This is a genomic window from Nonomuraea sp. NPDC050663, from assembly GCF_044456985.1.
In the GTDB taxonomy this organism is placed as follows: Bacteria; Actinomycetota; Actinomycetes; order Streptosporangiales; family Streptosporangiaceae; genus Nonomuraea.
Genome location: NZ_JBITGL010000004.1, coordinates 794,180 through 812,573, shown reverse-complemented (window position 1 = coordinate 812,573; position 18,394 = coordinate 794,180). Strand labels below are relative to the sequence as shown.

At 69.9% G+C, this 18,394-nt stretch carries 17 protein-coding genes and 3 tRNA genes; 11 read left to right on the top strand and 9 right to left on the bottom strand.

The genetic code is table 11. From position 1 onward, the window contains the following. The first annotated feature begins 22 nt into the window (after window positions 1-22). The 3 genes from gltX to ACIBH1_RS16620 all read left to right on the top strand — a co-directional run bounded on the left by gltX (window position 23) and on the right by ACIBH1_RS16620 (window position 2,990). Window positions 23-1,354, top strand: a complete 1,332-nt coding sequence (gltX, locus tag ACIBH1_RS16630; protein WP_397314682.1) for a glutamate--tRNA ligase — start codon at window positions 23-25, stop codon at window positions 1,352-1,354. Window positions 1,355-1,473: 119 nt separating this feature from the next. Continuing rightward, complete coding sequence (locus ACIBH1_RS16625) at window positions 1,474-2,187, top strand: ABC transporter ATP-binding protein (protein ID WP_397314603.1); 714 nt, start codon at window positions 1,474-1,476, stop codon at window positions 2,185-2,187. After that, window positions 2,184-2,990: an ABC transporter permease gene (locus tag ACIBH1_RS16620; RefSeq protein ID WP_397314602.1), complete on the top strand. Its 807-nt coding sequence runs from the start codon at window positions 2,184-2,186 to the stop codon at window positions 2,988-2,990. Before ACIBH1_RS16625 ends, ACIBH1_RS16620 begins: the two co-directional genes overlap by 4 nt. Here ACIBH1_RS16620 and ACIBH1_RS16615 read toward each other — a convergent pair. Beyond that, a complete protein-coding gene (locus ACIBH1_RS16615; protein ID WP_397314601.1) occupies window positions 2,987-4,393 on the bottom strand; it encodes an MATE family efflux transporter in 1,407 nt (468 codons plus the stop codon). The genes ACIBH1_RS16620 and ACIBH1_RS16615 overlap by 4 nt on opposite strands. 47 nt (window positions 4,394-4,440) lie before the next feature. Between ACIBH1_RS16615 and ACIBH1_RS16610 the strand changes: the two genes are divergently transcribed. Both ACIBH1_RS16610 and ACIBH1_RS16605 read left to right on the top strand, forming a co-directional pair. Further along, window positions 4,441-4,989: a PadR family transcriptional regulator gene (locus ACIBH1_RS16610; protein WP_397314600.1), complete on the top strand. Its 549-nt coding sequence runs from the start codon at window positions 4,441-4,443 to the stop codon at window positions 4,987-4,989. A gap of 17 nt (window positions 4,990-5,006) precedes the next feature. Then, complete coding sequence (locus ACIBH1_RS16605; RefSeq protein ID WP_397314599.1) at window positions 5,007-5,837, top strand: SDR family oxidoreductase; 831 nt, start codon at window positions 5,007-5,009, stop codon at window positions 5,835-5,837. On the opposite strand, the gene ACIBH1_RS16600 is transcribed toward ACIBH1_RS16605, so the two are convergent. The 5 genes from ACIBH1_RS16600 to ACIBH1_RS16580 all read right to left on the bottom strand — a co-directional run bounded on the left by ACIBH1_RS16600 (window position 5,809) and on the right by ACIBH1_RS16580 (window position 9,950). Then, window positions 5,809-6,711: a CU044_5270 family protein gene (locus tag ACIBH1_RS16600; RefSeq protein WP_397314598.1), complete on the bottom strand. Its 903-nt coding sequence runs from the start codon at window positions 6,709-6,711 to the stop codon at window positions 5,809-5,811. The genes ACIBH1_RS16605 and ACIBH1_RS16600 overlap by 29 nt on opposite strands. After that, window positions 6,711-7,262, bottom strand: coding sequence for an RNA polymerase sigma factor (locus ACIBH1_RS16595; protein ID WP_397314597.1), 552 nt, complete (start codon window positions 7,260-7,262; stop codon window positions 6,711-6,713). The genes ACIBH1_RS16600 and ACIBH1_RS16595 overlap by 1 nt, the downstream gene beginning before the upstream one ends. Window positions 7,263-7,325: 63 nt before the next feature. Further along, window positions 7,326-7,601, bottom strand: coding sequence for a hypothetical protein (locus tag ACIBH1_RS16590; RefSeq protein ID WP_397314596.1), 276 nt, complete (start codon window positions 7,599-7,601; stop codon window positions 7,326-7,328). Next, entirely contained in the window at window positions 7,598-7,756 is a 159-nt protein-coding gene (locus ACIBH1_RS16585; RefSeq protein WP_397314595.1) for a hypothetical protein, read from the bottom strand. The genes ACIBH1_RS16590 and ACIBH1_RS16585 overlap by 4 nt, the downstream gene beginning before the upstream one ends. A 217-nt stretch (window positions 7,757-7,973) precedes the next feature. Beyond that, the gene (locus tag ACIBH1_RS16580; protein WP_397314594.1) at window positions 7,974-9,950 is read right to left on the bottom strand and encodes a M3 family metallopeptidase; all 1,977 of its coding nucleotides are present in this window, start codon (window positions 9,948-9,950) and stop codon (window positions 7,974-7,976) included. Window positions 9,951-10,112: 162 nt separating this feature from the next. Here ACIBH1_RS16580 and ACIBH1_RS16575 point away from each other — a divergent pair. The 3 genes from ACIBH1_RS16575 (at window position 10,113) to ACIBH1_RS16565 (ending at window position 10,496) form a co-directional block, all read left to right on the top strand. Further along, a tRNA-Gln gene (locus ACIBH1_RS16575) sits at window positions 10,113-10,184 on the top strand. Window positions 10,185-10,330: 146 nt separating this feature from the next. Beyond that, window positions 10,331-10,406: transfer RNA gene (locus ACIBH1_RS16570), tRNA-Glu, on the top strand. 17 nt (window positions 10,407-10,423) lie between these two features. Next, a tRNA-Glu gene (locus tag ACIBH1_RS16565) sits at window positions 10,424-10,496 on the top strand. A gap of 38 nt (window positions 10,497-10,534) precedes the next feature. On the opposite strand, the gene ACIBH1_RS16560 is transcribed toward ACIBH1_RS16565, so the two are convergent. Beyond that, the gene (locus ACIBH1_RS16560; RefSeq protein WP_397314593.1) at window positions 10,535-11,194 is read right to left on the bottom strand and encodes a response regulator; all 660 of its coding nucleotides are present in this window, start codon (window positions 11,192-11,194) and stop codon (window positions 10,535-10,537) included. A gap of 17 nt (window positions 11,195-11,211) precedes the next feature. Beyond that, complete coding sequence (locus ACIBH1_RS16555) at window positions 11,212-12,792, bottom strand: sensor histidine kinase (protein WP_397314592.1); 1,581 nt, start codon at window positions 12,790-12,792, stop codon at window positions 11,212-11,214. A 136-nt stretch (window positions 12,793-12,928) separates the two neighbouring features. On the opposite strand from ACIBH1_RS16555, the gene ACIBH1_RS16550 reads away from it, so the two are divergent. Genes ACIBH1_RS16550 through ACIBH1_RS16540 form a run of 3 tightly spaced genes read left to right on the top strand, consistent with a single transcriptional unit; the run spans window position 12,929 to window position 16,203 of the window. Beyond that, entirely contained in the window at window positions 12,929-13,849 is a 921-nt protein-coding gene (locus ACIBH1_RS16550; RefSeq protein WP_397314591.1) for an ATP-binding cassette domain-containing protein, read from the top strand. Further along, window positions 13,846-15,399 (top strand): ABC transporter permease subunit, encoded by a 1,554-nt coding sequence (locus ACIBH1_RS16545; protein ID WP_397314590.1) that lies wholly within the window; start codon window positions 13,846-13,848, stop codon window positions 15,397-15,399. Before ACIBH1_RS16550 ends, ACIBH1_RS16545 begins: the two co-directional genes overlap by 4 nt. Window positions 15,400-15,429: 30 nt before the next feature. Next, the gene (locus ACIBH1_RS16540; protein WP_397314589.1) at window positions 15,430-16,203 is read left to right on the top strand and encodes an ABC transporter permease; all 774 of its coding nucleotides are present in this window, start codon (window positions 15,430-15,432) and stop codon (window positions 16,201-16,203) included. Window positions 16,204-16,549: 346 nt separating this feature from the next. Here the strand turns inward: ACIBH1_RS16540 and ACIBH1_RS16535 are convergent, their stop codons facing one another. Further along, window positions 16,550-18,292: a hypothetical protein gene (locus ACIBH1_RS16535; RefSeq protein WP_397314588.1), complete on the bottom strand. Its 1,743-nt coding sequence runs from the start codon at window positions 18,290-18,292 to the stop codon at window positions 16,550-16,552. Between the last annotated feature and the right edge of the window lie 102 nt (window positions 18,293-18,394).

Below are 18,394 nucleotides of genomic sequence, written 5' to 3'. Positions count from 1 at the left end.
ATTCGCACCCTCCCCGACCGGCATGTTCCACGTCGGCGGCGCCCGCACGGCGCTGTTCAACTGGGCGCTGGCCGAGCAGTCCGGTGGTGTCTTCGTGCTGCGCATCGAAGACACCGACGCCTCCCGCAACCAGCCCGAATGGACCGAGGGCATCATCTCGGCGCTGGCCTGGATCGGGATCAACGGCACCAACCCGGTCTTCGAGGGACCCTACTTCCAGTCCACCTTCGAGCCGCAGCACCGCGAGGCCGTGGCCAAGCTGCTGGCCGGCGGGCGCGCCTACTTCTGCGACTGCACCCGCGAAGACCTGGTCGCCCGCACCGGCTCCGAGCACAAGGGCTACGACGGCCACTGCCGCGAGCGCGGGCTCACCGCGGGCGCCGTACGCTTCCGCACCCCCGACGAGGGCGTCACCGTGGTCGACGACCTCATCAGGGGCCGGGTGGAGTTCCCCAACGACGCCCAGGAAGACTTCGTCATCGCCCGCACCGACGGCTCGCCGCTCTACGTGCTCGCCAACGCGGTCGACGACATCACCCAGAACATCACCCACGTCGTGCGCGGCGAGGAACACCTGGGCAACGCCGCCAAGCAGGTCATGCTCTGGCCCGCACTCGGCGCGGGAGTCCCGGTCTGGGCGCACCTGCCCGTCATCGTCAACGAGCAGCGCAAGAAGCTGTCCAAGCGCCGCGACAAGGTCGCCCTCGAGTCCTACCGCGACGAGGGCTACCTGGCCGAGGCGATGGTCAACTACCTCATGCTGCTCGGCTGGGGCCCCGGCGGAGACCGCGAGATCATGCCGTGGGCGGAGATGGTGCCGCTGTTCTCCCTCGAGAACGTCAACTCCGCCAGCGCCTTCTTCGACGAGAAGAAGCTGCGCGCCTTCAACGGCGAGTACATCAGGGCACTCCCGCTGGAGACCTTCGAGGAGCGCTGCCTGCCCTACCTCGACCCCTCCTGGGACGCCGAGCTCTTCAGCAAGGTCGCGCCGCTGGCCCAGACCCGCATCGCGGTGCTGAGCGAGATCCGGCAGAACGTCGACTTCCTCTTCCTCGACGAGCCCGTCTTCGACGAGGCGTCGTGGGACAAGGCGATGAAGAAGAACCCCGTCGAGATCCTCACCGGCTACCTGTCGTCGCTCGAGGTCGTCAACTGGGACCCGGAGTCGCTCAAGGACGCCCTGCTGAAGGTGGGCGAGGAGCTCGGCATGGGGCTCAGCAAGGCGCAGGCGCCGGTGCGGGTGGCCATCACCGGGCGCACCGTCGGGCTGCCGCTCTTCGAGTCGATCGAGGTGCTCGGGCGCGAGAAGTCGGTCGAGCGGGTGCGCGCGGCGCTGGCCAGGCTCGGCGCGTAAAGCGCGAACACAGCCCTCTCTCCTACGGTCGCCCGCATGAGAGAGGGCTTCCTCGCAGTGCACGGAGCCGCCGCGAAAACCCTTTGCCCGGCCTGCCCCCGCTTCCGCATCCTGGCGTGGTGCATCTCCTCGAAGCACGTGCCCTCACCAAACGTTTCGGACCCGTCACCGCCGTCGACGGCCTCGACCTGACCATCGGTCCCGGCGAGGTGATCGGCCTGCTCGGCCCCAACGGCGCCGGCAAGTCCACCACCCTCCACATGCTGCTCGGCCTCATCACCCCCGACCACGGCTCCGTCGAGCTGTTCGGCATGGACCTGCAGCGCCACCGCATCGAGGTGCTGAGCCGCATCAACTTCGCCGCCAGCTACGTCGACCTGCCCGGCGTGCTGTACGTCCAGGAGATCCTGGAGGCCTACGCCGACCTCTACGCCGTCCCGCAGAGCCGGGTGCGCGACATGATCGACCTGCTGGAGCTCGGACGGCTGCGCAAACGCAGATACATGGAGCTCTCCTCCGGCCAGCGCACCCGCGTCCAGCTCGGCAAGGCGCTCATCAACGAGCCCGACCTGCTCATTCTCGACGAGCCCACCGCCAACCTGGACCCCGACGCGGGCGACCGCATCCGCTCCCTGCTGGTACGGCTCGCGCGCGACAACGGCCGCGCCATGCTCATCACCTCGCACAACATGCCCGAGGTCGAGCGCATGTGCGACCGCATCCACTTCATGGCGGAGGGCCGCATCATCGCCAGCGGCAGCGCCGCCGAGCTGACCACCAGCTTCGGCGCCGACGACCTCGAAGAGGTCTTCCTGAAGGTGGCACGCCGATGACCGCCCTGACGCTCCCGGCCCGCGCGCAACGGGTGCGCGGCGTCGTCCGCCGCGACTTCGCCGCCCTGCGCCGCAGCCCGATCCGGATGTTCGAGATCGTCTTCTGGCCGACCGTGGAACTGGTGTTGTGGGGGTTCGTCACCCTCTTCCTCCAGTCGCAGCGGGTGCCGTTCGTGGTCGGCTTCCTGCTCGGCGCAGTCCTGCTCTGGCAGGTGCTGCAGAAGGCGAGCAACGAGATCTCCATCGCCTTCCTGGAGGACATCTGGAGCAGGAACCTGCTCAACGTCCAGGTCAGCCCGCTGTCCAGCGGCGAATACCTGCTCGGCCTGATGCTCTTCGCCCTCGGCAAGGTCGTGGTCGCCGTCGCCCTGATGGCGGTGCTGAGCGTCCTGCTGTACGGCTTCGGCATCACGGCCGTCGGCGCCGGACTCGTGCCCTTCATGGCGCTGCTGCTCGTCATGGGATGGAGCCTCGGCCTCGTCGGCATCGCCGCCGTGCTCAGATTCGGGGAGAACGCCCAGGTCATCGCCTGGTCGCTGGTGTTCGTCGCCCAGCCGCTGACGGGCATCTTCTACCCGGTCAGCGTGCTGCCCGCGCCGCTGCAGGCCGTCGCACACGCCATTCCCGGGACGTACGTCTTCGAGGGCATGCGCACCGTCCTCGGCGGCGGAGCCGTACCGTGGGCGGACCTGGCGGTGGCGGCGGCGCTGGACGTCGTGTACCTGGCGGCGGCGCTGGGGGTCTTCGCATGGGCCCTGCGCTACGCCAGGGCCCACGGGAAGTTGTCGCGCTTCGGCGACTAGCGGTGGGCGGGTGCTCTGTCGGTGCTCCCGACCAGGGAGACGACCGCGCCGACGGCCATGGCGAGCCAGAGCCCGGTCGGCCCGATCCACCCGCTGAGCACAAAGGCCGCAGGCAGCTGTACGGCGAAGCCCGCGAGGGTGGCGGCGAGGAGGCGGGCGCCGCGACCTGAAGCCTGGAGCACGCCGCCGACGGCGAGCAGGGTGGCGAACGGCAGCAGGTAGAGCGGCATCCACCGCAGGAAGGCGACCGCCTGCCCGGCCACCGCGGGGTCGTCGGTGAACCAGGTGACGACGGGGGCGGCGACCAGGTTGAGCCCCAGGGCCACGACGGCTCCGGTCGCCAGGCCGGTCTTCGCGGGGGAGGGGAGGGGCTCCGATCGGGCGGTGGAGATCATCGTGGCCTGGCGGATGGCGTAGAACGCCATCACCCCGGCGAGCATGATCTTCAGGCCGATGCCGTACCCGGCCTGTGCGGGGAGCCCGAAGGTGGCGACCAGATCGACCATGACGAGGCCGACCACTGAACGGCTCAGGAAATCTCCCGACATCGGCAGTCCGGTGCGCAGGATCGGCCACGGCGACGCCCAGCCTGTGCCGTCATGCGGAGTGAGCCTGGCGGTGAGGGAGACGAGCAACGTGATCGCGCGGGCGAGGACCGTGGCGAGCGCCGCGCCCTGGACACCCAGGTCCAGGGCGTAGATGAACAGCGGGTCGAGGGCGATCACCAGCGCGTTGCAGATCAGGGCGTTGCGCATGGGGAGCTTGGTGTTGCCGCGGCCCTTGGCGATGGCGTCCACGCAGGTCTGGGCGAAGTAGATGGGCAGGCCGGCGAGGCTGACGAGCAGGAAGTCGGCGGTCAGCGCGGCGGTGGCGGGGTCGGCGGCGAGTAGGGCGGAGAGGTGGTGGCGCAGGGGCAGGGCTACGGCGGCGATCGCGGTGCCGATGGCGACGGTGACCAGCCCACCGGTGCGGACGAGGGGTCGAATGGGGCGCCGCCCGCCGCCGTGCCCGCCGCTGCGCGGACCGCTAGGCGCACCGCCGTGCTTGTCGTGCCCGCTGCCGCTCCTGCCGAGCTCGCCGGCGGGCGCACCGTCGCGCCCTTCCCCACGCCCGCCGTCGCGCCCTTCCCCGCGCCCGCCGTTGCGAGCGTCACCGCGCCCGCCATCACGGTCGTCACCGCGCCCGCCGTTGCGAGCGTCGTGGCGGCCGATCAGCACCGTGAGGCCGGTGGGCACGGCGAGGAAGAGGCCGTAGAGAAGGTACTCAACGGTGGTCGCCACCGTAACCGCGGCGATCGCCGACGGGCCCAGACCGGAGACCCAGAGCATGTCGATCACGCTGACGGCTACGACGGCGGTGAGCAGTTCGACGTAGATGGGGGCGGCGCGCCGGAGGAGCAGCATCGATGTACCTCGATTCGAGTTATCTCGAAAAGAGGTATAGCGATAAGATGTACCTCGTGTCCAATGAGTTGAGCCTCGCGATCCTCGGCTTTCTCTTCGAGCGCCAGATGCACGGCTACGAGCTGAAGAACCGCCTCCTGGCCCTGTCCGGCCACAGACGCCCGATCAGCGACGGCGCCCTCTACCCCGCCATCGCCCGCCTCCGCGAGAAGGGCCTGGTTCTCTGCCAGGAGGAGCGCGGCCTCGTCGCCGCCCCCCGCCACATGCTCACCCTCACCCTGCCCGGTCGCGAGGAGCTCATGGCCAGGCTCCGCTCCCCGAAGGACGTCGAGATCACCGACCAGACCAGGTTCTTCACCCTGCTCACCTTCCTGTCGGTGCTGCCCGACCGTGCCGACCAGGTCGAGGTGCTGCGCCGCCGCCTCGATTTCCTCGAGACTCCGGCGAGCTTCTTCTACGACTCCGGCAAGCCCGTCCGGGCTGAGGAGGAGCAGGATCCCTTCCGCCGCGGCATGCTCCTGGTCGCGCGAGCCACAGGCACCGCCGAGAAAGAATGGCTGAGGGCGACCATTGAGGAACTGTCCTTGCCGCAATAGCTCCTACCGTGAGCTCCATGACCTACCTCGTCACCGGTGCCACCGGCGCAGTCGGCCGCCATGTCGTCACGTCTCTCCTGGAGCGCGGAGTCCGCGTGCGGGCCCTGACCCGCTCGGCCTCGCGGGCCCGTTTCGCCGACGAGGTCGAGGTGGTGGAGGGCGATCTGACCCGCCTCGACACGATCGTCCCAGCTTTGGAGGGTGTGGCCGGAGTCCACCTCATCGACACGGCCGACTCCGACTACACCCCGCTCCGCAACGGCTCCGAGCTCGTCAAGCTGCTCGAAGGCCGCAAGGTGACGTTGCTCAGCAGCTGGGGCGAGGGCACCCTCGAGCCGGCCCTGCGCGCGAGCACCCTCGACTGGACGTACATCCAGCCCACCGAGTTCATGTCGAACGCGCTGGCCTGGGCGCAGTCCGTACGGCTGAGCAACCGCATCGAGGAGCCGTTCGCCGCGACCAAGACGGTCATGGTGCACGAGGCCGACATCGGCGCGGTGATCGCCCATGTGCTGACCTCGGATGGCCACACCGGCAAGACGTACGGCTTGACCGGCGGCGAACGGCTCGACATCCCCACCAAGGTGCGGATCCTCGGCGAGGCGATCGGGCGGGAGATCGAGTTCGTGGAGTTGTCGATCGAGCAGATGCGCGCCAAGTACGCCGCGGAGGGCGTGCCCGAGGAGATGATCGACTTCCAGATCAGGGTCTTCGGCGACGTCGACCCTGACGCCTACCAGCCGAGCTCGACCGTCGCCGACCTGCTCGGCCGTACGCCCCTGACGTTCGCGCAGTGGGCGGCCGAGCACGCTGACGCGTTCAGGCCGGAATACAGCTCGGCTCGGTGAAGGTCGCCTTCTCCTTCGGGAGGCGGTCGAGCAGCTCGACCTTCTCCAGGGCGTGCGAGGCGATCACGTGGCCGTTCCTGTTCTCCTCGGCGAAGCCCAGGTAGCGGTAGGTTTCGGGCTCGAAGATCAGGGTGGTGCCCTCCGCTGTGCGCACGCCCACACCGGCGCGCCCCAGGGCGTCGGTGATCGAGGGCTTCACGGTCACTCCGTCCATCTCGGAGATCAGGGTGAACAGCGACGCGCGCAGGCTGGGCCGTACGGCCGCCTTGTCGATCAGGTCCTGCAGCGTGTACGACATGCGGAGGTGCGGCTCGGCGGGGTGCGCGGCCGCCGCCTGCCGTACCCTCTCGCGAAGCGACGCCACGTCGGTGGGCCAGCTCGTGAGATCGGTGTAGGTGGTGCCGCGCTTCCTGTCGAAGCTCTCGGAGCAGAGCTTCATCAGGGTGATCTGGTCGCCCTGGCGCATCATGAACGGGCCCGAGCTGTCGGCGGGCGACCAGTCCTCGCGCACCTCGTCCTGCATTTTCACCGGTTTGCCCGTGGCGTCGGGACCGGAGAAGATCCCTGACCGGTCACGCGCCACCGTGTGCACGACCTGGCCGGCGCGCGGGTTCAGGTCGGGCTCCGCCGCGGCCTGCTGCGCCGCGCGGGCCAGCAGCTCCTGCGCGTTGGCCGGCGCCGGGTCCGCGACGACCTGCACGGCCACGAACCCCACCGCCAGGGCGGCGGCCAGCCCTCCGGCGACCGCGAACCTCACGCCCGCCCTGCCGCGCTTCGCGCCGTGCATGCCGTCCAGCAGCCTGGCCCTGGCCGGGGCCAGGTCCTGGCGGCCGGCCGCGGGCACCTCGGCCCACATCGTCTTCAGGTCGTCCATCACACGTCTCCCAACGTCTCGCGGATCTTGGTGCGGGCGCGGTTGAGCCGGGACCGTACGGTTCCCACCGGAATGTCGAGCGCCCGCGCCACCTCCTCGTAGGTGAGCTCCGCCCAGGCGATGAGCAGGAGCACGTCCCGGTCGGCGCGCTTGAGCTTCAGCAGCGCCGCGGCCAGGGGCCGGTTGACGGCCAGCGTGTTGACCCCGTCCTCCACCGGAGGCACGCCGGGGTGCACACCGCTGCGCACGTAGGCCTGATAGAGGTTGAGCTCGGTGCGTTTTCGCTTGCCGATCACATTCGACGCGATGCCGTACAACCAGGGCCGCGCATCCGGGCGCGAGCGGTCATACCGCTCGCGGTGCTTGAACGCCGCCAGGAAGGTGTCGGCGACCACGTCCTCGGCCGCGTCGGGCCCTAACCGGCGTACGGCAAAGCGGTGCAGAAGCGGCGCATGCCGGTCGAACAGGGCGGCGAAGAGCTCGGGGTCACGGAGTGACTCCTGGATGAGGGTCGCGTCGTCGGCTTGGTCGACTTCGCGGGTGATGGTCATGCATATGAGCCCTTCTCGGTGTGTCAGCGGACATCGTTACTTACCGCCGCGTGGGAAAAGGGTTCACATCTCGATGCCGGTGATCAAGGCGATCGCGCGCAGGCCGTCGAGAGCTTCGTAGATCTCCTGGTAGGGGTCGTCCGAATCCATCTTGACCATGAAGGACTCGTTCTCGTCGGCGACCCGTCCCTTGATGTCGGCCCGCCTCGGTGATCTCGCCGGGGCAGTTGTGCAGCATCTCGCGGCGGGCGCAGAGCGCGCCACGGCCACATCCGCCTTGCCGTACCAGAAGGCCGTCCGCCTGCCTTCCACCTTCCGCACGCCGGGAAGGGCGCTCATCGCCTTCCGGCCTCCGCAGCCTCCGCAGAGGTGATCTTGCCGCGGCTGTCGCAGGTGCTCAGCTTGCTGGTGCCGCACAGGCGCACGACCACCGTCGCGGCTCGCGGCCAGGGGCCGTCCGGCGGGGCCAGCGGCTCGTACGCCACGGCGCTCATGCCGTGGTCCGGTTCCTGAGTCGTCGTGACGGAGCCCCGATCAGGGCTCGGTCCTTGGGCCGCGCAGCCGACGAGCCATAACGCTGCCAGCATCAAGATCCCCCGTCTCATGGGGATCGACTATCGTGCCGGGTCGAATCGTGCGTCAAGGTCCGGCGGGGCCGGTGTCCGTGCCACCGGCGACGGCAGACACGGACACCCGGACATCATGGTGTGACTAGTCGAGCCCGCGGCGCTTGAGCAGCGGCGCGATCTGCGGGTCGCGGCCGCGGAAGTTGCGGAAGGCCTGCAGCGCGTCCATGCTGCCGCCGACCGACAGCAGCGTCTTGCGGAAGTGGTCGCCGTTCTCCCGCTTGAGCCCGCCGTTCTCCTTGAACCACTCCACGCTCTCGGCGTCGAGCACCTCGCTCCAGATGTAGGAGTAGTAGCCCGCGCTGTAGCCGGTGATGTCGGAGAAGATGTGCAGGAAGTAGTTCGTCCGGTAACGCGTGCGCACCAGCGGGAAGTCGACGCCGGCCTCGCGCAGGGCCTCGTCCTCGAAGGCGCGGCCGTCGGCGACGGTCTGGCCGGTGCCGAGCTTGTGCCAGGTCCAGTCGAGCAGCGTCGCCTTGAGGTACTCCAGCGTCGCGAAACCCTGGTTGAACTGCTCGGCGGCCTTCATCTTCTCGACGAGCTCGGCGGGCATCGGCTCGCCGGTCTCGTGGTGCTTGGCGTAGTTCGTGAGGATCTCCGGCCAGGTCGCCCACATCTCGTTGACCTGCGAGGGGTACTCCACGAAGTCGCGCGGCACGTTGGTGCCCTCGACGCGCGGGAAGCGCACCTGCGAGAACAGGCCGTGCAGGGCGTGGCCGAACTCGTGGAAGGCGGTGTTGACCTCGTCGAAGGTCAGCAGCGTCGGGCCGCTGACCGGCTTGGTGAGGTTCAGGTTGTTCATCACCACGGGCCGCTCGTCGCGCAGGAACGACTGGTCGACCAGGTTGTTCATCCACGCGCCGCCGCGCTTGGTGGGCCGGGCGTACGGGTCCAGCAGGAACAGGCCGATGGGCGAGCCGTCCTCGTTGGAAACCTCCCAGATCCGGCAGTCGGGGTGATACCCCTTCAGCTCGGGACGCTCGGAGAAGGTGATGCCGAACAGCTTGGTCGCGGCGTAGAACACACCGTCGTCGAAGACCCGGTTGAGCTCGAAGTACGGCTTCATCGCCGAGGCGTCGAAGTCGTAGGTGGCCTGGCGCACCTTCTCCGCGTAGAACGACCAGTCCCACGGCTGGATCTCGTGCCCGGCCTGCTCGGCCAGCGCCGCGGCCTCCTTCTTGGCATTCCGTACGGCGGGGCCGACCAGCTGGGCCAGCATCTCCTCGACCGCGTCGACGGTCTTGGCCGTCTGGTCGGCGACGATCAGCGCGGCGTGGTTGGGGTAACCGAGGAGGTTCGCCCGCTCGATGCGGATCTGGGCGATCTTCGGCGCGAGGTCGAAGTTCTGCGGCGCCCGCTCGACGCTCAGGGTGTACAGCTTCTCCCGGGTCTCCCGGTTGGTGAGCTGTGCGAGCTTCGGCTGGTTGGTGAAGTTGAGGAGCGGCAGGACATAGGTGCCGTCCTCCTGCTTGATCGCGTCGATCTCGGCCTGGTCGAGGCCGTCGAGGTCGCTCGCGTCGCTCGTGACGAGGGCCGACTCGGTCGTCGCCTTGAGCACGTTCTGTCCGAATTCCGTGGACAGCTCGGCCAGCTGGGAGTTGAGCTCCTTGAGCCGCGCCTGCTCCTCCTCGGTCAGGTCGGCGCCGGCCTTGATGAAGTCGGTCCGGTAACGCTCCAGCAGCCACGCCTCCTCGGCGTCGGCCGTGGCGACCTGCTTGATGCGCGCCCACAGAGCGCGGTTGAGCCGGATCTCGTCGCTGTGCTGGGCGAACTTCGGCGCGAACTCCTTCTCGAGCTCGCGGATCCCGTCGCTGGCGTCGGAGGAGGCAAGGCTGTAGAAGACCGTGGCGACCCGCGAGAGGATCCGTCCGGCCTGCTCCAGGGCCACGATGGTGTTGTCGAAAGTGGGCGGCTCGGGGTTGTTCGCGATCGCGTCGACCTCGGCCAGGTGCTCGGCCATGCCACGCTCGAACGCGGGCCGGAAGTGCTCCTCGCGGATGTTGGCGAAGTCAGGCAGCTGGTACGGCAGGGCACTGGGTGCGAAGAACGGGTTGTCGGTCAACGCTCGGGCTCCTCACGGGGTGATTTTGTCCCTTCTAGCTTGGCATGTCGAGGGTTGTGCAATGGCACTGGGGACAGCGGTTCGGCAATCGTTTTGGCGATGACGCCGGAACTGGGCTATTGTTTGGGACGTCGCCAGTGAGCCCCAAGGGGTTCGCCGCGATGGGGTATGGTGTAATTGGCAACACGACTGATTCTGGTTCAGTTATTCTAGGTTCGAGTCCTGGTACCCCAGCTCTGGAGCGGATGATCTGTAGATCATCCGCTTTTCTGCATTTCCGGGGATGTTTGAGGGGCTTGGCACTCAGTTTGGTTGTGCTCCACGGGGTGCGGTAGAGTTACCAGCGCTGCCGGGGAAACCCGGCACGTCGCTTGTGACAGGGTCCCGTCGTCTAGTGGCCCAGGACGCCGCCCTCTCAAGGCGGTAGCGCCGGTTCGAATCCGGTCGGGACTACCACTGTCACAATCGCGAGCGGTCCCGTCGTCTAGTGGCCTAGGACGCCGCCCTCTCAAGGCGGTAGCGCCGGTTCGAATCCGGTCGGGACTACTTCTCAGCCCCTCTCCACGAGGGGCTTTCTCATTTCTTCACTCCTTCTGCCCCGGCACCACCAGCCCGCTCTCGTAGGCCATCACCACCGCCTGGGTCCTGTCACGCAGCCCGAGCTTGTTCAGCACCCGGCTCACGTGCGTCTTGACCGTCTCCTCCGTCACGACCAGCCGGTCGGCGATCTCCGGATTCGACAGCCCCTCGGCCACCAGGCGCAGCACCTGCGTCTCACGCGGGGTCAGCCCGTCGAGCACCACCGGATTCGCCTTGGGTTTGAGCTGGGCGAACTCGCGGATCAACCGCTTGGTGACCCCGGGAGCCAGCAGCGCCTCACCCGCCGCGATCACCCGCACCGCGTCGAACAGCCGCTCCGCGGTGACATCCTTCAGCAGGAACCCGCTCGCACCCGCCTTGAGCGCGTCGTAGACGTACTCGTCGAGGTCGAACGTGGTCAGGATCAGCACGTACGGCCCCGCCGGGCCGGACATGAGGCGGCGAGTGGCCTCGATGCCATCCATGCCGGGCATGCGGATGTCCATCAGGACGACGTCGGGCTCCAGCTCCTTGCTGAGCCGTACGGCCTCGGCGCCGTCGGCGGCGGTGCCCACGACGGTGAAGTCAGGCTGCGTGCCGAGGAGCTCGGCGAAGCCGGTGCGCACCACCAGGTGATCGTCGGCGACGATGATCCGCACGCTCATGCGGCCGCTCCCTGTCGTCATTCGGCGGCCCTGGGGAGGATCGCTTCGACCATGAACCCTCCACCGGGCGCCGGCCCGGCACGAAACCGCCCGCCCACGGCCGCGACCCGTTCATTCATCCCGGACAGGCCATGCCCGGCGACCGGAAGCACAGGGGTGTCCACGACCATCGCCGCTCGGCGCCACCCGAAGAGGCGCCCCAGCCCACTCCTCTCCTCCCGCCCACCGCCGCGCGATCCCGCCCGCCCCGCGAGTCCACTCACTCGCCCGCCACTCGCTTGCCCGCCACTCGCCTTCCCGCCGCGCGCACGCTCGTCACCAACCAACTCGCCATCGACCCCTTCTTCGCGGCGCCCGTCATGGAACCTTCCATCGCCCGGCGACCCGTCCGTGCGCAGCCGCTCACCGGCCTCTCCACCCTTTTGAGGCGCGCCCGTGAGCAGCCACCCACCGGTCTGCCCACCCCCAGCAGGCCCCTGAACCCCCCGCTCCGTTCCCGGCCCGTTATCCCTCACCCGCACCCGCAGCGCCTCCGCCGAATACGTCAGCTCCACATCGACCGCAGCTCCAGGCGCATGCCGCCGAGCATTCGTCAGCGCCTCCTGCACGATGCGGTAAGCCGCCAGCTCCACCCCCGGATCGAACACCTCCGGCGTCCCGCTGAGGACGAGCCGCACCACCGTCCCCGAAGCCTCCCGCGCCTCGTCGAGCAGCGCGTTCAGCTCATGCAACCGCAACCCCGGCTGCGGCCGACGCTCGGCCGTCTCGGCCTCGGCGTCCTCGCGCAGCACGCCCAGCACCCGCCGCATCTCCGTCAGCGCCGCCCGGGCGGTGTTCCCGATGCCCAGCAGCCGCTCGGCCCCGGCCTCGGGCATGCCCGGGGTGGCCAGGCGCGCGGTCTCCGCCTGCACGGCCACCATCGAGATGTGGTGCGCCACGACGTCGTGCAGCTCCCGGGCGATCCTCGCCCGTTCCCCGCGCGCCGTGTGCGCGAGCAGCGAGTCTTCCACGACCTGCCGGGTGGCGGCCGAGGCCAGCGTCTGGGCGTGGGCACGCTGCGCGATGCCCGCCAGCGCGGCGGTCGGCGCCATCGACGCCAGGACCAGCACGGCCAGCGACGCCTCACCCGAGGGCGCGGAAGCCGCCATCACCAGGGCGAGCACGGGGAAGGGCGCGGCCAGCACCACGGCCGCCAACGGGGAGCCCCGGCGCCCGAGCCGGTATTCCGAGATCAGCAGAGCTGCCGCCGCGGCAAGGGTCAAGGTGTGGAACGCCGTGAGCGACACCACCACTGTCGCCGTGACGACCACCGCCCCCGGCAGGGCTCTGAGCAGCAGGAGCGGCAGCGTGGCCGCCAGGGCGAGCAGCGGGAAGACGAGGAAGTACAGCGAGTTGTCGGGCGGGTGCGGCGAGACGGCGGGCGCGATCGTGCCGACGGGCACGGTTTCGCTGATCCCGCCCACCAGGCTCGGCAGCCGCGTGTCGCGCGCCTGCAGCAGCGCCTCGGCCACGGCGAGCAGCACCAGCAGCACCCCAGCTATGACGGGCGCGCGCGGGGCGGCTGCGATGCGCCGCGCCCACTCGACCCACCGATTCACACAGGTCATTGTGCAGGCCAGGGCCCTGCCGGGGCATCCCTCACGTGAGGGATCCTGCCTCCCTTATGCCAGGGATGCCGAAGATGGCTCCCACGCGGGACGCCCCGGTACGGCCAAACTCCCTAATCTGCCTGGCATGGATGCGACCATCGAAGTCTCCGGGCTGCGCAAGCGGTTCGGGCAGGTCCTCGCCCTCGACGGGATGTCCTTCACCGTGCGGCCGGGCCAGGTGACCGGGTTCGTCGGCCCCAACGGAGCCGGCAAGTCCACCACGATGCGGGTGATCCTCGGGCTCGACGCCCCCGATGAGGGCACCGCACTGGTCGGCGGCATGCCGTACCAAAAGCTCAGAAACCCGCTGAGCCAGGTCGGAGCGCTGCTCGACGCGGGCGCCCTCCAGCCGAGCCGTACGGCACGCAACCACCTGCTGTGGCTGGCCCATTCCCAGGGACTTTCGGCCAGGCGCGTCGACGAGGTCGCCGAGCTGGTGGGTCTGGGCGGCGCCATCCGGCGCAGGGCGGGCGGCTATTCGCTGGGCATGCGGCAGCGGCTCGGCATCGCCGCGGCGCTGCTGGGCGATCCGGCCGTGCTGATGCTCGACGAGCCGTTCAACGGGCTCGACCCCGAGGGCATCCTGTGGGTCCGCGGATTCCTGCGTTCGCTGGCGCGCGAGGGGCGGGCGGTCCTGGTGTCGAGCCATCTCATGAGCGAGCTGCAGGACACCGCCGAGCATCTCGTGGTCGTGGGGCGCGGGCAGGTGGTCGCCGACACCGCCGTGGCGCGCCTGATCGCGGCCGCCTCCAACGGGCGCGTCACGCTGCGCACGTCGTCGCGCGAGTCGGCCATGGAGACCCTGTCACCCGCCGGGGCGACCGTCGCCGTCACCGGGCCCGACACCCTCGTGATCGAAGGCATGGAAGCCGAGCGGGTCGTCGGCCTGCTGACCCGCGACGCGGTGCCGTTCGCCGAGGTGAGCGCCCACCGCGCCACCCTCGAAGAGGCCTACATGGACCTGACGCGCGCCTCCGTCGAGTTCCACGGAGGTGAGGGGAGATGACGACCGCCACCCGCCCTCGCCCCCAGGCGCGCGCCCGACGCGACGGCTTCGCCCACCTGCTGCGCGCCGAGTGGACCAAGTTCCGCACCGTCCGCGGCTGGACCATCGGCCTGGCCGTGGCGCTGCTGGTGATCCCCGCCTTCGGCCTGCTCTTCGCGGCCAACTCCTACAGCTCGTGCATGCAGGGCACGAAAGAGGTGCCATGCCCGGTTCCTCCGACCGGGCCCGGCGGGGAGGCGGTGAACGACAAGTTCTTCTTCGTGCACCAGCCGCTCACCGGCGACGGCACGATCATCGCCCGCGTCGCGTCGCTGTCCGGCAGCATCACCTATCCGCCGCCCAACCACAACGAGATTGTCCCCGGCAACACGCCCTGGGCCAAGGCCGGCCTCATGATCAAGAAAGGCGTCGAGCAGGGCTCGCCCTACGCCGCGGTGATGGTCACGGCCAAGCACGGCGTCCGCATGCAGCACGACTTCACCGAAGACACCGCGGGAAGCGCCTCGGCGCCCGGCGGCCGGTGGCTGAAACTGAGCCGCAGCGGTGACACGATCACCGGCAGCGAGTCGGCCGACGGCCGCACCTGGAGCACGGTGAGCACAGTGCGCATGGACGACCTGCCCGACACGGCGGAGATCGGCCTCTTCGTCGCGTCGCCCGACGACATGACGCTCACCGGCAACTCCCTCGGCGGGAGCATCTCCACCTCCCGCCTCGCGAACGCCACTGCCGCCTTCGACAACGTCACACCCTCCACGACGGGCCAGTGGACGAAGACGGACGTCGGCGTCACCCTCGGCCCCGACGGCCTGACGCCCCACCGCCCTGGCGAGGCCACCCAGTCCGGCGACACCTTCACCATCACCGGCAACGGCGACATCGCGCCGCTCACCACCGACGGCGTGCGCTACTCCAGCATCCTCACCGGCACACTCGCCGGAATGATCGCGGTCACGGTGGTGGCCGTCATGTACATCACCGCGGAGTACCGCCGCGGCATGATCGCCACCACGATGCTCGCCAGCCCGCGGCGCCACCGGGCGATCGCCGCCAAGGCCGTCGTGATCGGCTCCGTCACCCTCGCCGGAGCCCTGCTCGCCACCGTCGCCACGATCGCCGTGTCCCTGCCGATGCTGCGCGACAACGGCAACTTCATCCTGCCGATCTCGTTCCCCACCCAGGCCCGCATCCTGGGCGGCACCGCGGCGCTGCTGGCCGTGACGGCGGTGCTCGCCCTCGGCCTCGGGGCGATCTTCCGGCGCAGCGCGGCGGCGATCGTCACCACGCTCGCCCTGATCGTCCTGCCGTACATCCTGGCGACTACTTCACTCCTGCCGACAGGCCCGGCGCAGTGGCTGCTCCGCCTGACCCCGGCGGCCGCCTTCGCCGTCCAGCAGAGCATGCCCAGCTATCCCCACGTGCTCACGTCCGAGTCGCCCCTGGAGGGCTACTATCCGCTGCCCCCCTGGGGCGGATTCGGGGTGCTCTGCGTCTACGCGGCGCTCGCCCTGGGCGTGGCGATCCACCGGCTCCGATCGCGAGACGTTTGAGCGATGACGCCTGACCCGAGGGGAGCCACGATGAGGCGCGAACTGCACGCCGAGTGGACCAAGATGCGCACGGTGGCCGGTCCGGCCTGGCTGCTGGTGGGGGTGGTGCTGCTCACCGTGGCCGTGGGTGCCGCGGCGAGCGCCGTCATGACCTGCCCCTACGGCCAGTGCTCCTACGACCCCGCCCGGATCAGCCTCAGCGGCGTGCAGCTGAGCCAGGCCCTGGTCGCCCTCCTGGCCGTCGCCGTGGTCAGCGGCGAATACAGCACCGGGCTCATCCAGACCACCCTGACGGCGATGCCCGCCCGCGGCAGGGTGCTCGCGGCCAAGGCGATGCTCGTCACGGGCACGACCCTGGCCGCGGGGACGGTCGGAGTCCTCGGCTCCATCCTCGCGGCGCGGCTCATCCTGCCCGACAGCGGATACACCTTCGTCCACGGATATGCGCTGCCGTCCCTCACCCACGGCCCCAGCCTGCGCGCCGCCGTCGGCACGGTGCTGTACCTGGGGCTCATCGCCCTGCTCAGTGTCGGAGTCGCGGCAGCGGTCCGCGACTCGGCGGCCGCCACGGGAAGCGTGCTGGCGGTGCTCTACGTGCCCAGCTTCCTGGTCCTGATCAGCAACCCGGACATGCGGGAGTGGATCTTCAGGCTGGCGCCGACCAACGCCGGGCTGACGATCCAGGCGACGACCGACCTGGCGGCGTTTCCCATCAGCCCCTGGGGAGGGCTGGGGGTGTTCGCCGCCTGGGCGCTCGCCGCCATGGCGCTGGGCCGCTGGCTCTTACGGCACCGCGACGCTTGACGAGCCGCTGCTTGACGAGCTGGCGCTGCACGAGCGGACGCCTGACGAGCGGACGCCTGACGAGCAGCCGTCTGACGAGCAGCCGTCTGACGAGCAGCCGTCTGACGAGCGGTCGCCTGGCGAGCGGTCGCCTGGCGAGCGGTCGCCTGGCGAGCGGTCGCCTGGCCAGGGCCGGACTCCGGGGGAGCGGCGGCCCGCCCAGCAAGCGCCTCGCAGTGCCGATCACCTGGCGCATGACGTCCCACCCCTGTGCATGACGCCGATCGCCCGATGCATATGCGAACGTCCGGCGTATGCACCGCGCCCAGTAACGCGACGAGTGCCCGCGCTCCCGGTGCCCGGGACCCTAGTGCCCGGTCGCGGAGCGGGTCTTGAACAAGGCCCGCTTGGCGGCCTTGGCGACCTGCTTGTCCGGGTGCACCTGCGAGATGAGGTCCAGAAGCTCCTCCACATGCGCGTGAGGAATCTTCCAAACCACCTCCAACAGGTTGTTCAGCAGATCAGGCCCAATGTCCCTCAAGCTGCTCACGAACTCCGAGCGGCCGAGACCTGCGGAGATGGTCCACATGTCCAAGATGAGCCAGTGAGTGTCGTCCTGCGTCGGCTCGGGAGCGTCGGCGACGCCGAGCTGGGTGAGGTGGGTGGCGGCGTACGGCCGGAGCGAGGGCTCGGAGAGCGCAGCCTTCCAGGCCGGAGTGGCCGCCTCGCCGAGGGCCCCCACGACGGAGGCGGCCTGCACGCGGATGAGGGCGTCCGCCGGGTCGGCGGTGGCGGCGTCGAGCAGCTCCGAGGCGGCCTTGGCCGGATCGCGGAGCTCCATCCAGGCCGCGAGCTCGGCGTCGGCCTCCTCCTCCGGCAGATCGGCGCTCAGCGCCAGCAGGTCGAGGGCGTTCATCGAGTCGATGGCCGGTCGGGCGTCGACCTCGATGTCGGCGTCGTCGATCAGGTGCACCACACCGTCGACACCGAGGGGGGTGAGCACCAGGGAGGTGCCCGACACGACCGCCATGCCGTACCCCACGAGCCAGTCGATGACGGGCGCGAGCGGGTCGCCGTACACCGAGGTGGCGGCGGCCCACGCGTCGGGGCCGAGCTCGTCGAGGTCGGTGGCGGCGGCCTCGAGGTCGGCGCGCAGGTTCGCGAGCTCCAGGGAGCCGCCGGCGAGCAGCAGCCGCACGAGCACCCCGCGAGTCAGCCCCGTGAGGACGAGCGTCAGGTCCTCGTCGGGCAGCTCCGGGTCGGCGTAGTCGACCGACTGCAGGCCGAGCGCCCAGGCGTCGAGCACGTCCTCGTCGTCGTCGAAGGGCCAGTCGGCCGTGTCGGCGCGCACGCTGACCGTGTCGTCGTCGCCCGGCTCGAGGAACTCCAGGTCGACGGCGAGGTTCCAGATGTTCCACAACTGCGGCACCGCCTGGGCGAGCGGGCCGGCGGCCGACGGCCGGGGCAGGCCGACGACCGACAGGGCCTCCTCGACCTCGGCGTCGGTCAGCAGGCTCTCCTCGCCGACCTGCCGCGACGGCCCGACCCACAGCGCCAGGTCACGCGCCTTGGCGAGCAGAGGTACGGCACGCGCGGCGTCGGCCAGCTCGGCGTCGGGACGCAAGCGGATGGTGTCGAGCTCGGCGAGCTCGTCGGCGAACAGCTCGAAGTCGCCGAGGTCGGCGATCTCCTCGTCGTCGTCACCCTCGGCACCGGAGGGGGAGTCGGAGTCGATCAGGTCTTCCATCGCGTCGACGAAATCGTCTTCGAGGGCGAGCAGCTCCGAGCGCAGCCGGTCGAAAGAGTCGGCGCGCTGGTGCATCCTGCCGGTCTGGGACAGGAAGGTCAGGTAGGCCTCCAAAGCCTGGATCAGGCCGTCGGCGGCGGCATCGGGGTCGTCGACGACCGTGGGCATGCGCTCGAGCAGCAGCTCACGCAGGGTGTCGGCCTTCCAGATGCCGGCGTCGTCGGAGAAAGCCAAGCGGTGCCACAGCACGGCGGGGCCGACGAGTTCAGGCGCGATGTCGGGCTCGTTGGTGCGGGCCCAGACGATGAACTCCTCGAGCAGGGGTCGCAGCTCAGTGGCGGCTACCTCGATGCGATCTGTCACCCGACCAGGCTAGTGCGCCTGAGAGGGCGCTCGCTTCGGGAAATCGTCAGCAAATGCCGCGTCCGGACGGCCTCGGGGCTGGTTGGCGGGGCCGGAGGGAGG